This is a genomic window from Actinomadura geliboluensis (assembly GCF_043197915.1).
GTDB classification, from domain to species: Bacteria; Actinomycetota; Actinomycetes; order Streptosporangiales; family Streptosporangiaceae; genus Spirillospora; species Spirillospora geliboluensis.
Genome location: NZ_JBICUA010000004.1, coordinates 423,745 through 436,543, shown reverse-complemented (window position 1 = coordinate 436,543; position 12,799 = coordinate 423,745). Strand labels below are relative to the sequence as shown.

Annotated in this window: 11 protein-coding genes; 9 read left to right on the top strand and 2 right to left on the bottom strand. The window is 73.4% G+C overall.

From position 1 onward, the window contains the following. Positions 1–37 precede the first annotated feature (37 nt). The gene (locus ACGFI1_RS16390; RefSeq protein ID WP_392786017.1) at positions 38–784 is read right to left on the bottom strand and encodes an SDR family NAD(P)-dependent oxidoreductase; all 747 of its coding nucleotides are present in this window, start codon (positions 782–784) and stop codon (positions 38–40) included. After that, a complete protein-coding gene (locus ACGFI1_RS16385) occupies positions 784–1,479 on the bottom strand; it encodes an SDR family NAD(P)-dependent oxidoreductase (RefSeq protein WP_392786015.1) in 696 nt (231 codons plus the stop codon). The genes ACGFI1_RS16390 and ACGFI1_RS16385 overlap by 1 nt, the downstream gene beginning before the upstream one ends. Positions 1,480–1,673: 194 nt before the next feature. On the opposite strand from ACGFI1_RS16385, the gene ACGFI1_RS16380 reads away from it, so the two are divergent. The 9 genes from ACGFI1_RS16380 to hpnH all read left to right on the top strand — a co-directional run bounded on the left by ACGFI1_RS16380 (position 1,674) and on the right by hpnH (position 12,788). Continuing rightward, positions 1,674–2,714, top strand: a complete 1,041-nt coding sequence (locus tag ACGFI1_RS16380; protein ID WP_364553147.1) for a PucR family transcriptional regulator — start codon at positions 1,674–1,676, stop codon at positions 2,712–2,714. Between the two features lie 615 nt (positions 2,715–3,329). After that, complete coding sequence (locus ACGFI1_RS16375; RefSeq protein WP_138636703.1) at positions 3,330–4,142, top strand: SAM-dependent methyltransferase; 813 nt, start codon at positions 3,330–3,332, stop codon at positions 4,140–4,142. Between the two features lie 97 nt (positions 4,143–4,239). Further along, the gene (locus tag ACGFI1_RS16370; RefSeq protein ID WP_392786013.1) at positions 4,240–5,229 is read left to right on the top strand and encodes a helix-turn-helix domain-containing protein; all 990 of its coding nucleotides are present in this window, start codon (positions 4,240–4,242) and stop codon (positions 5,227–5,229) included. A 414-nt stretch (positions 5,230–5,643) separates the two neighbouring features. After that, positions 5,644–6,501 carry a squalene synthase HpnC gene (gene hpnC / locus ACGFI1_RS16365; RefSeq protein ID WP_301177059.1) on the top strand — a complete coding sequence of 286 codons (858 nt, stop codon included), beginning with the start codon at positions 5,644–5,646 and terminating at the stop codon, positions 6,499–6,501. Between the two features lie 4 nt (positions 6,502–6,505). Further along, entirely contained in the window at positions 6,506–7,366 is an 861-nt protein-coding gene (gene hpnD, locus ACGFI1_RS16360; protein ID WP_301177060.1) for a presqualene diphosphate synthase HpnD, read from the top strand. Further along, positions 7,363–8,736 carry a hydroxysqualene dehydroxylase HpnE gene (gene hpnE, locus ACGFI1_RS16355; protein WP_392786011.1) on the top strand — a complete coding sequence of 458 codons (1,374 nt, stop codon included), beginning with the start codon at positions 7,363–7,365 and terminating at the stop codon, positions 8,734–8,736. The genes hpnD and hpnE overlap by 4 nt, the downstream gene beginning before the upstream one ends. Beyond that, the gene (locus ACGFI1_RS16350; RefSeq protein ID WP_138636707.1) at positions 8,733–9,743 is read left to right on the top strand and encodes a polyprenyl synthetase family protein; all 1,011 of its coding nucleotides are present in this window, start codon (positions 8,733–8,735) and stop codon (positions 9,741–9,743) included. Before hpnE ends, ACGFI1_RS16350 begins: the two co-directional genes overlap by 4 nt. Positions 9,744–9,829: 86 nt before the next feature. Continuing rightward, a complete protein-coding gene (shc, locus tag ACGFI1_RS16345) occupies positions 9,830–11,695 on the top strand; it encodes a squalene--hopene cyclase (protein WP_392786009.1) in 1,866 nt (621 codons plus the stop codon). Between the two features lie 88 nt (positions 11,696–11,783). Beyond that, positions 11,784–12,788, top strand: coding sequence for an adenosyl-hopene transferase HpnH (hpnH, locus tag ACGFI1_RS16340; RefSeq protein ID WP_301177062.1), 1,005 nt, complete (start codon positions 11,784–11,786; stop codon positions 12,786–12,788). The last annotated feature ends 11 nt before the right edge of the window (positions 12,789–12,799 follow it).

Here is a 12,799-nt window from a genome sequence, read left to right as displayed (position 1 = left end):
CCCTGCCCTCGCTGGGACGGCCGGCTCTTGCGGCGTGTCAGGCGCGGGTTCTGACGGTTCCGCCGTTGGTGAGGAGGACCTGGCCGACGAGCATGGGCAGCCGCTCGTCGGCGAGGAAGGCGATCGCCGCCGCGATCTCGTCGGGCGTCGCGATGCGGCCCAGCGGCACGCGCGCCTCCTCGCGGGCGCGGAACTCCTCGTCCGCCACCGCGCTCCGCTCCGCGATGTCCACCAGCCACGGCGTGTCGATCACGCTCGGCGCGACCGCGTTCACCGCGATGCCGAGCGGCGCCAGTTCCCGGCCGAGCGCCTTGGTGAGCGCGATGATCCCGGCCTTCGCGGCGGAGGAGGCGGTCGCCTCGGGCCAGCCGATCAGGCCGCTCTCGGCCGCGACCAGCACCATCCGGCCGCCGCCGCGCTCCACCATCCCCGGCATGACGGCCTGCGCGCACGCGAACGTCCCGCCGAGGTCGACGTCGATGACCTGCCACCAGTCGTCCGGGTCGTGCTCGGCGAGCGGGCCCGCCGTGACGTGCGCGGCGCCGGTGACGAGGATGCCGATGTCGGTGCCGGTCTGCCGCTCGACCTCCCCGACCATCGCGGCGACCGCGTCCGGGTCGGCGACGTCGGCGGGCGCGGCGACGCCGTCCAGTTCGGCGGCGAGCGCCGCCACGTCCCGGTCCGGGCGGTCGTTGAGCGCGACGCGGTGGCCGTCCGCCGCGAGCCGCCGCGCGACCGCCGAGCCGAGCCCGCCGGCCGCCCCCGTCACCAGTGCGACCGCCATCAGATCACCGCCCCCGAGTTGGGGGAGAGGACCTCCCCGGCGCAGAACGTCCCCTCCTCGACCAGGTACGCGCCGGCGAACGCGACCTCCTCCGCCGTCGTGAGCCGCCCGGTGGGCAGCGTCTGCAGGAACGCGGGCCGCCGCCAGGGCGAGTCGGGCCGCAGCAGCGGCGTGTCGGTCGGGCCGGGCGCGAGCGCGTTCACCCGCACCCCGTACGGCGCCAGCTCCGCCGCCAGCGACCGGACGAGCCCGATCATCGCGCCCTTGGCCGCGATGTAGTGGGCCTCGCCGTCCCCGCCGCCGATGGCCAGCGCGGACGAGACCGCGACCACGGCGCCGCGTCCTCGCTCCACCATCCCCGGTGTCACGGCCCGGCACACGTTCACCAGGCCGCCCAGATGGACCCGCAGCATCCGCTGCCAGTCCGGCCAGGCGATGTCGGACACCGGGACGATCGTGTAGTGCCCGGCCGCGCAGACCGCGGCCTCGATCGGGCCCATCTCGCGCTCGATCCGCCGGACGGCGGCGTGCACCTGCTCCGGGACGGCCACGTCGACGCCCACGCTGTGGTCGGGGTCCGCCGCCGGGACGAGGTCCAGGCCCGCCGTCCGCCAGCCGCGGCCGGCCAGCTCGCGCACCATCGCGGAGCCGATCCCGCCGGCCGCGCCGGCGACGAGTGCGACGCGCTCGCGCATCAAGATCACCTCGAATCACTCCGAAGTTTCCAGGCAAACCCGACATGGCCGTGAGTGGCAAGGGTGCCGGAGTTCTCTTGGCCGAACGCACGACGCCACGCCCGGACCGTCGTGCCCTTCTCCAACGCACGGTCTTCCCCAAAACACGGTCACGGGCCTCGGCGGTCCCGCGCCCGGGTGAGAGGGTGGGGGCTGTGACCAGCGATTCCGCAGTGCCGTACGGCACCGTCCGGCAGCTCCTGGAAGTGCCGAGGTTCCGGCTGCGCCTGGTCGCCGGGGAGGGCGGCCTCGACCGGCCGGTCCGCTGGGCGCACTCCACCGAGCTGCTCGACCCCGGGCCCTACCTGCGCGGCGGCGAGATCGTCCTGACGGCCGGCGCGTCGCTGCGGGACCCGGGCGCCTGCGCCGCGTTCGCCGAGTCCGTCAAGGCGGGCCGGGCGAGCGTGATCGGCTACGGCGTCGGCGACGTGACCGACGAGGTCCCGGCGGCGCTGCGGGACGCCTGCGCCCGGCTCGGCCTGCCGCTGGTCGAGGTGCCCGCCGAGGTGCCGTTCGTCAGCTTCACCGAGTGGTTCGCCGAGCGGGACGCCTCCACCCGCGACGAGCGGTACGAGCGGGAGGAGACGGGCCGGCTGCTGCGCATGATCCGGCAGGGCCACGCGTCCGCCGAGGTGCTGCGCGAGCGGATCGACGACGCGGGCCTCGACCCGGCCGCGCTGCTGGTGATCGCGATGGACGGCGGCGACGAGGAGCTGCCCGGCGTCCTCGGCCTGGACGACGGCACGGCGCTGCTCATCACCAACGACGCGCACGCCTGGTCCGAGCCCGCCGGCATCGGCAGCCCCGGGCCGCTCGACCACCTGCCGGTGTCGCTCGCCGAGAGCCTCGCCGCGCTGGACGCGGCGCGGCGGAGCGGTGGCGTGGTGCAGGCCTCCGACCTCGCCACCTTCCGGGCGCTGCTCGGCCGGCTCGAACACGACCAGCTGACCCCGTTCGTCGAGCAGATCGCCCGCCCGCTGAGGGAGTACGACACCGCGCACGGCACCCGGCTGATCGAGACGCTCCGCACCTTCCTCGACATGGGCGGCGCGGTCGGCGCCACGTCCCGCGCCCTGTTCCTGCACCCGAACACGCTCCGCCACCGGCTGGCCCGCATCGAGTCCCTCACCGGCCGCGACCCCCTCCAGTTCGAGGACCGCGTGGCCCTGGCGATAGCGGTCTGGGCCACCCGCTGACACGTACGCGTGCGGGAGCGGGACGGGTGTTTCCGGGGACGGTTTTCTGGTGTGCCATCGGTTTTTGCGAGGCCATTCTGGGGGCTGATCCGAGGTGGCGGAGTTCGTGGGGGTTGCGCGTTTTTCCGGGCGGCGGGCAAGAGGGCACTTGAATGAGGCCTCCGTCGCGGATGCAGGCTGGATCCGGGTCTCGGCGGCCGCGTTTCTCGCTGCCTCCTTCATAGGACGGGCGAGGGTGAGGGCGGGCCGTAGATCTTCGCGGGGGGATCGAAAGGCAATAAAAGGTACATATCCCGCCGAATTGGGTGCGCCGGCGGGTGCTGAACGCCGTTCGGTGCGGACAGGGGAGGCGGCCGCCACGCCGATGATCGGCGCGGCGGCGGAGGCGCGGGGATTGCGGCAGAAGATTTCCCTTGGCTCACTTCGGCCTCGTCCGTAGGTTTCGGTACCGCGACCTCCCGGTTCTGCTCGGTGCGAGGCAGTCGGTAATGTCCCGAACGCGAATGCGGACAGGACCTAATTTCGCGTTTCTGGCCGCTCCGGGACGGACGGGTCTAGGTTTGCGGGAGGCGTTCGCAGCGCACGGAGCCGTCGCCCCCGAAGGAGCGTCTGACGATGACGGATGCGACCAGCGGCCCGGACCAGGGGCCGGAGACGAAGATCAACACCGATGTCCCGCAGTCCGCCCGGATCTGGAACTACTGGCTCGGCGGCACCGACAACTACGAGATCGACCGGATCGCCGGCGACCAGTACGTCGAGCTCTATCCGGGAATCGTGCCGATCGCCCGCGCCGGCCGCTACTTCATGGACCGCGCGATCGGGTTCCTCGCCCGCGAACGCGGCATCCGCCAGTTCATGGACTGCGGCACCGGGCTCCCGACCGTCGACAACACCCACGAGATGGCCCAGCGCGCCGCCCCGGACGCGCGGGTCGTCTACGTCGACAACGACCCGCTCGTCCTCGCGCACGCCCGCGCCCTGCTGACCGGCACGGCCGAGGGCCGCACGTCCTACATCGACTGCGACCTGCACGACCCGAAGACGATCATGGCCAAGGCGGCGGAGATCCTCGACCTGTCGCGGCCGGTCGGGCTGCTGCTGATCGGGGTGATGGGGCACATCGTCGACCCCGAGGAGGCGTACGGCGTGGTCCGCGGGCTGGTGGAGCCGCTGGCGTCCGGCAGCTACCTCATCCTGCACGACTCCACCGACCAGAACGCGGCGTTCAACGCCGCGCAGCGCGCCTACGACGAGACCGGCGCCATCCCGTTCCGGCTGCGCAGCCCGGACTTCATCCGCGCCTACTTCGACGGGCTGGAGATCGAGGAGCCGGGGCTCGTGACGAGCGGCGCGTGGCGGCCCGAGGTGCCGGGGCTGGAAACCGAAGATCTTCCGACCCTGTGCGCGGTGGCGCGGAAACCCTGACGCCGAGGGGAGGTCGCACACCGTCTCCTTCCCGCCGCACTGCGTGAAGCTATAGTGAGGGCGGCCGTCAAAGCCGATCCCCCCGATGGGAGTCCCCTTGGCCTCCGTCACGAGCACCGGCGCCACGAGCACCGGCAGCACGAGCAGCGGCAGCACGAGCAGCGGCAGCACGAGCACCGGCAGCACGGGCACCGCCGCCACGAGCACCGGCGGCAGGCAGTCGGCGCGAACGCGGGCGGCCCGCCCCTGGGGGGACCCGCTCGTCCCCCGGATGCTGCTCGGCAGGCGGCTGCGCGAACTGCGCGACCGGTCCGGGCTCTCGCGGCGGGACGCGGGCCGGCTGCTGAACGCGTCCGAATCGAAGATCGGCCGCCTGGAGACGGGCAGGACGGGCAGCCGGCCGCGCGAGGTCGCCCGGCTGCTGGCCGGCTACGGCGCCGAGGAGGACGAGCGCACGACCCTGCTCGCCCTCGCCGAGCAGACGACGGCGCGCGCCTGGTGGCAGGACGACGCCGACATCCTCCCGTCCTGGGTGCGGCCGTACCTGAGCGCCGAGCAGGCCGCGAAGCTGGTCCGCACCTTCGAGGCCCAGTACGTGCCCGGCCTGCTGCAGACCGAGGCGTACGCCCGCGCGGTGATCGGCCGCGGCGCCCCCGCGGACGAGGTCGAGCGGCGGGTGGAGTTCCGGATGCGGCGGCAGCGCGTGCTGCGCCGCCGCCCGCGCCCGCTGAACCTGTGGATCGTCCTGGACGAGCAGGCGCTGTGGCGCCCGATCGGCGGCCCGGAGATCATGCGCGGCCAGATCCGGCACATCATCGAGCTGTGCCGGCGGCCGAACGTCACCGTGCAGATCGCGCCGGTCGGCATCAGCGGCCGGATCAAGGGCGACGGGCCGCTCACCCTCGTCCGGTTCCCGCAGCAGGGCCTCCAGGACATGGTCTACCTCGAACGCGCCGACCGCGCGCTGTACCCCACGCGGCGCGCGGAGATCGAGCGGCACTGGCACGACTTCAACACGCTGGTGACCGAGGCGGCGCCTCCCGAGCGAACGCCGCGGATGCTCGCCGACCTGCTCGCCACCTTCTGACACCGCGCACCGATTCGGCCGCGGCGCTCACCGGACCGGCCGGGTCCGCGGCGGCGGTCCGCGCGCGGTCGCGCGCATTGAACCGGGCCGCCATGGGCTCGCGTTGTCATGAAGTTACGCGAACATGAACATCCCGAGTTGAGCCTCCGGGATAGACGCATGACTCAACTCAAGTCCAACATAACGGAATGGGAAAAAGTGCTGACCAGGGGTGATCTCCGGGCCGGGCGCGCATATATTCCCGGGTGACCACTTCCGGCCCCACTTCACGAATCCCGCATATTCGCGGGTCGCCCGGGGCGGTTCGGGGACGTACGTCACAGGGGCCTCACGATGGTCCATGTTTACCGGGCCATCGCCCGGATATCGGGCATCGATGAACGCCCCGCGCCGCCGCCGCCCCGAAGGAACGCCATGTCCGTCAGCGAGCGTTTGTGGAACGAGACCGAGGAACGCCGCACCCGCCTCGAACTCCAATCCCGGGAGAACTTCCCGGTCGCCACCCGCCTGCTCCCCGCGCGCCACCGCGAGCATCTGCTGAACGTGTACGGCTACGCCCGGCTGGTCGACGACATCGGGGACGAGGCGCCGCCGGGCGAGCGCGCCGGGCTGCTCGACCTCGTCGAGGGCGACCTCGACCGCGTCTACGCGGGCGAGCGGGCGGAGCTGCCCGTCCTGCGCGACCTGTCCCGGACCATCACCGCGTGCCGTATCCCGGCGGAGCCGTTCCGCCGCCTCCTGGAGGCCAACCGCCGCGACCAGGAGGTCGCCCGGTACGCGACGTTCGACGACCTGCTCGGCTACTGCGCCTACTCCGCCGACCCGGTCGGGCGCATCGTCCTGCACGTGTTCGGCGCCGCCACCCCGGACCGGGTCCGGCTGTCGGACAAGGTCTGCACCGCGCTGCAGATCATCGAGCACTGCCAGGACGTCGGCGAGGACCACCGCAACGGCCGGATCTACCTGCCGGAGGACGACCTCCGGCGGTTCGGCTGCACCGAGGACGACCTGACCGCCGCGGTCACGCCCACCCGGCTGCGCGGCGTGGTCGCCCTCCAGGCCAGGCGCGCGGCGGGCCTGCTGGACGAGGGCGCCGCCCTCACCGGCCGGCTCCGCGGGTTCGCGCGCGTCGCCGTCGCCGGATACGTCGCGGGCGGTCTCGCCGCCCTCGCCGCGCTGGAGCGCGGCGCCTACGACGTGCTGGGGAGCGCCTCACCGCCGAGGAAGGCGCGACTGCTGGCCGAGTGGTCGCGGACACTGGGAAGGAGATAGGCAGATGGACGCACCGAGCGCCTATCGGCACTGCGAGAACATCGTGCGCACGCAGGCGCGCAACTTCTCGTACGGGATCCGGCTGCTTCCCCCGCCGAAGCGCCGGGCGCTGAGCGCCGTGTACGCGTTCGCCCGCCGCATCGACGACATCGGCGACGACCACGACGCGCCGCCCGCGACCCGGCTGGCGCGGCTCGCCGCCGAGCGGGAGCGCCTCGCCGACGCCGCCGCGCACCCGTCCGACCCGGTGCTGGTCGCGCTGTCGGACGCCGCGCGCCGGTACCCGATCCCGCTGGAGGCGTTCGGGGAGCTGATCGACGGCTGCGAGGCCGACGTCCGCGGCGCGACCTATGACACCTTCGACGACCTGCTCTGGTACTGCCGGTGCGTCGCGGGGGCCGTCGGCCGGCTGTCGCTCGGCGTGTTCGGCACGTCCGACCCGGACACGGCGGTGCCGCGCGCCGACGCGCTCGGCGTCGCGCTGCAGCTGACGAACATCCTGCGGGACGTCCGCGAGGACGGGCTGAGCGGCCGCGTCTACCTGCCCGCGAAGGACCTCGTCCGGTTCGGCTGCACGCTGGAGCGGGACGGGTCGGGCCGGTTGACCGACGACCCGGGGCGGCTGGCGGGCCTCATCCGGTTCGAGGCGAACCGGGCGGAGGAGTGGTACGCGACGGGGTTGCAGCTGCTGCCGATGCTCGACCGGCGCAGCTCCGCGTGCGCCGGGGCGATGGCGGGCATCTACCGGCACCTGCTGCGGCGCATCAAGGCCGATCCGCTGACCGCGCTCGACACCCGCACCTCGCTGCCGACGTGGGAGAAGGCCGCCGTGTCGGCGATGGCGATGTCGGGAGTCCACCGATGAGCTCGGCCGGGGGGCAGAGGGAGGTCGCCATCGTCGGCGGCGGCCTCGCCGGGGTGACGACCGCGCTGGCGCTCCAAGAAACAGGTATACGGACGACCGTCTATGAGGCGCGGCCCAGGCTGGGCGGCGCCACGCACTCCTTCACGCGCGACGGGCTGACGGTCGACAACGGGCAGCACATCTTCCTGAAGTGCTGCTCGGCGTACCAGGGGCTTCTCGGCAGGCTGGGGGCGGCCGACCGCGTCCGCGTCCAGGACCGCTTCGACGTCCGCGTCCTCACCCCCGGCGGCACCGGCGGGCGGTTGCGCCGCGCCAAGGCACCGGGTCCGCTGCACCTGGTGCCCGCGCTCGCCGGGTACAAACTGCTGCCGCCCGCCGACCGGCTCCGCGCCGTCCGGGCGTCGCTCGCGCTCGACCGGCTCGACCCGGACGACCCGGCGCACGACCGCACCACCATGGGCGCCTGGCTCGCCCGCCACGGCCAGCGGCCCCAGGCCCGCGACGCGCTCTGGGACCTGTTCGTCACGGCCGCCCTCAACATCCGGCTGGACGAGGCCGCGCTCGGCCCCGCCGCGATGGTGTGCCAGACCGCGCTGCTCGGCCGCTCCGACGCCGCCGACATCGGGGTGCCGACGATCCCGCTCGGCGACCTGCACGGCACGGTCGCGGCGGCGAAGATCGAGCGAGGCGGCGGCCGGATCGAGCTGGGCGCGAAGGTCACGGCCGTCGACACCGGGCCGAAGCTGGTCGTGAACGGCTCCCCGGTGAGCGCGGACGCCGTCGTGATGGCGGTGCCGCACCGGGTGGCGTCGACGCTCGTCCCGGCGGAGGCGTCCCCCGAGCGGGCGGAGTGGGACGGCCTCGGCTCCAGCCCCATCGTCAACGTCCACGTCGTCTACGACCGGCCGGTGCTGCGCGCCGACGGCGGGGACGAGCCGTTCGTCGCGGCGGTCGGCTCGCCCGTGCAGTGGGTGTTCGACCGCACCGCGGTGAGCGGCCTGACCGGCGGCGGCGAGTACCTCGCAGTGTCGGTCTCGGCGGCCGACCGCTGGATCGACACCCCCACCGCCGAGATCCGCGCGGTGTACCTCGCCGAGCTGGAGCGGCTGTTCCCGGCCGCCCGCCGGGCCCGCGTCACCGACTTCTTCGTGACGCGGGAACGGCACGCCACTTTCCGTCAGAGCCCCGGCACCGGCGCGCTGCGTCCCGCGTCCGCGACCCGGCTGCCGTGGCTGTTCCTCGCCGGCGCGTGGACGGACACGGGCTGGCCCGACACGATGGAGGGAGCCGTGCGAAGCGGCCTCACCGCCGCCCGCCTCGTCCGGCGGCACCTGAACCGGGTGCGCAGCGACGGGGTGAGCGGACCATGACCACCGTCCCGACCTCGATCACCGACGGGCGCGCGCTCGTCGACGACGCGATGCGCGCCGCCGCGGAGCGGCTCGACCCGTGGACCCGCCGCGTCGTCGCCTACCACCTCGGCTGGACCGACGAGCACGGCCGCCCGGCCGCCGCCGGCGGCAAGGCGCTGCGCCCCGCGCTGGCGCTGCTGTCCGCGCGGGCCGCCGGGGCGCCCCCGGAGACGGCGCTGCCGGGCGCGGTCGCCGTGGAGTTCGTGCACGCGTTCTCGCTGCTGCACGACGACATCATGGACGGCGACCGCACCCGCCGGCACCGGCCCGCCGCGTGGACGGTGTTCGGCCCGTCCGCCGCCATCCTCGGCGGCGACGCGCTGCTCGCGCTGTCGGAGGAGCTGCTGCTCGACCAGCAGACGCGCGGCGCCCACTGGGCGGCGCGCGCGCTGACCGCCGCCACGCAGCGGCTCATCTCCGGGCAGGCGTACGACCTCGGCTTCGAGCAGCGCGCCGACGTCACGCTCGACGAGGTCGTCGCGATGGCCGCCGACAAGACGGGCGCGCTGCTGGCCTGCGCCTGCTCGATCGGCGCGATGCTCGGCGAGGGGCCGACGCCGCTCGTCACCGGGCTGACCGGGTTCGGCGCCGAGATGGGCCTCGCGTTCCAGCTCGTGGACGACCTGCTCGGCATCTGGGGCAGCCCGGAGACGACCGGCAAACCCGTCCTGTCCGACCTGCGGGCGCGCAAGAAGTCGCTGCCGGTGGTGTACGCGCTGAACGCGGGGACGCCGGAGTCCGCCCGGCTCGCCGAGCTGTACGGCAAGCCGGACCAGCCGTCCGAGGACGCCCTGCGCGAGATGGCGCGGCTGGTCGAGGCCGCCGGCGGCCGCGACTGGGCGTCCGCCGAGGCCGACCGGCGCATCGCCGCCGCGCAGCGGCACCTCGACGAGTCCGGCGTGGACGGGCTCGCCGCCGCCGAGTTCCGCGACATCGCCCTGTTCGTCACCTCCCGGGACCACTGAGCCCGCCGGGAGCACTGGACCCGGCAGGCCACCGAGCCCGGCCGTCCCGGCGCGGACGGCCGCCCGTGCGAGAAGGAGATCGCCGAATGACCACGACGGAAGCTCCGGGGCTCACCGGCGCGGCGGCCGCGGCCGTCGACGCGGCCCGCGGCCACCTGCTCGGCCTGCAGTCGCCGGAGGGCTGGTGGAAGGCCGAGCTGGAGACGAACGTCACCATGGACGCCGAGGACCTGCTGCTCCGCCAGTTCCTCGGCATCCGCTCCGAGGCGGAGACGAAGGACGCGGCGCGCTGGATCCGCGCGCAGCAGCGCGAGGACGGCACGTGGGCGAACTTCCACGGCGGCCCCGCCGACCTGTCCACCACGATCGAGGCGTACGTCGCGCTGCGGCTCGCCGGCGACCCGGTCGACGCCGACCACATGCGCCGCGCGGCCAAGTTCGCGCGGGACGCGGGCGGCATCGAGGGCAGCCGCGTGTTCACCCGGATCTGGCTGGCGCTGTTCGGCCAGTGGTCGTGGGACGACCTGCCCGTCATGCCGCCGGAGCTGATGTTCCTGCCGAGCCGGGTCCCGCTGAACGTCTACGACTGGGCGTGCTGGGCGCGGCAGACGATCGTCCCGCTGACGATCCTCGGGTCGCTGCGGCCCGTCCGGGACCTGCCGGTCGACCTCGCGGAGCTGCGCGCCGGGACGGTGCCGCCGAAGGACGCGAAGGGCTGGGGCTGGGCGTTCAACGCGCTCGACCGCGTCCTGCACGTGTACGAGAAGCGGCCGGTGCGGCCGCTGCGCACCGCCGCGATGCGCCGCGCCGCCGACTGGATCATCGCCCGGCAGGAGGCCGACGGCTGCTGGGGCGGGATCCAGCCGCCCTGGGTGTACTCGCTGATGGCGCTGAACGTCCTCGGCTACGACCTCGACCACCCGGTCATCAAGCGGGGCCTGGACGGCCTGGAGCGGTTCACCATCCGGGACGAGAAGGGCCGCCGGCTGGAGGCGTGCCAGTCGCCGGTCTGGGACACCGTCCTCGCGATGAACGCGCTCGGCGACGCCGGGGCCGCGCCCGACGACCCGGCGCTGGTGCGCGCGGCGCACTGGGTGCTCGGGGAGGAGGTGCGCGGGCCGGGGGACTGGTCGGTGCGCCGGCCCGGCCTGCCGCCGGGCGGGTGGGCGTTCGAGTTCGACAACGACGTCTACCCCGACACCGACGACACCGCCGAGGCGATCCTCGCGCTGCGCCGGACGTCGCTGCCGGAGGCGGACGCGCCGATCGAACGGGCCGTCCGGTGGCTGAACGGCATGGCGTCGCGGGACGGCGGCTACGGCGCGTTCGACGCCGACAACACCCGCGAGCTGTGCACGAAGCTGCCGTTCTGCGACTTCGGCGCCGTCATCGACCCGCCGTCCGCCGACGTCACCGCCCATGTCGTGGAGGCGCTCGCCAAGGAGGGCCTCGCCGAGACGACCGTGGTGAAGCGCGCGGTGGTGTGGCTGCTGAAGGCGCAGGAGGAGGACGGCTCCTGGTTCGGGCGCTGGGGCGCCAACCACGTGTACGGGACGGGCGGTGTGGTGCCCGCGCTCATCGCGGCCGGGGTCCGCCCGGAGAAGCCCGCGATCCGCCGCGCCGTGGCCTGGCTGGAGCAGCACCAGAACGAGGACGGCGGCTGGGGCGAGGACCTGCGCTCCTACGACGACCCGTCCTGGATCGGGCGCGGCGAGTCGACCCCGTCGCAGACGGCGTGGGCGCTGCTGGCGCTGCTCGCCGCCGGCGAGCGCTCCGCGGCGGTGGACGCGGGCGTCCGGTGGCTGGTGGAGAACCAGCGGCCGGACGGCAACTGGGACGAGGACAACTTCACCGGCACCGGGTTCCCCGGCGACTTCTACATCAACTACCACCTGTACCGGCTGGTGTTCCCGATCAGCGCTCTCGGCCGCTACCTGGACGGCTCCTCATGACACGGCTCGTCGGGCGGGTCGACGTCGAGGAGTACACGGTCACGGTGGAGACGACCGAGTTCACCCTGCCAAAGGAGGTCCGGACACAATGAGCATGCCGCTTCGCCAGAGTCTCCGCATCGGGGGCTACATCCTCCGCAACAAGCTGCGCGGCAGGGAGAAGTTCCCGCTGATCGTGGAGCTGGAACCGCTGTTCGCCTGCAACCTCGCCTGCGCCGGCTGCGGGAAGATCCAGCATCCCGCCGACACGCTGAAGCGGCGGATGCCGGTCGAGCAGGCCGTCGCCGCCATCGAGGAGTGCGGGGCGCCGATGGTGTCCATCGCGGGCGGCGAGCCGCTCATGCACCCGCAGATCGACGAGCTGGTCGGCGAGCTCGTGAAGCGCAAGAAGTTCGTCTTCCTGTGCACCAACGCGCTGCTGATCCCGCGGAAGCTCGACAAGTTCAAGCCGTCGCCGTACTTCGCGTGGGCCGTCCACATCGACGGTCTGCAGGAGCGCCACGACGCGTCCGTCTGCAAGGACGGCGTGTTCGAGGACGCGGTGGCCGCCATCAAGGAGTGCAAGCGGCGCGGGTTCCGCGTGACGACCAACACGACGTTCTTCAACACCGACACCCCGCAGACCGTCATCGAGGTGATGAACTACCTCAACGACGACCTCAAGGTCGACGAGATGATGATCTCGCCGGGGTACGCCTACGACAAGGCGCCCGACCAGGAGCACTTCCTCGGCGTCCAGGAGACCCGCGAGCTGTTCCGCAAGGCGTTCGCGGACGGCAACCGCAAGCGCTGGCGGCTCAACCACTCGCCGCTGTTCCTGGACTTCCTGGAGGGCAAGGTCGACTTCCCGTGCACGGCCTGGGCGATCCCGTCCTACTCGCTGTTCGGGTGGCAGCGCCCCTGCTACCTGATGTCGGACGGCTACGCGCAGACCTACCAGGAGCTGCTGGACGAGACCGACTGGGACTCCTACGGCCGGGGGCGCGACCCGCGCTGCGCGAACTGCATGGCCCACTGCGGGTACGAGCCGACGGCGGTCATGGCCACGGTCGGTTCGCTGAAGGAGTCGATCAGGGCGATGCGCGACACCTGACCGAAAAGCCC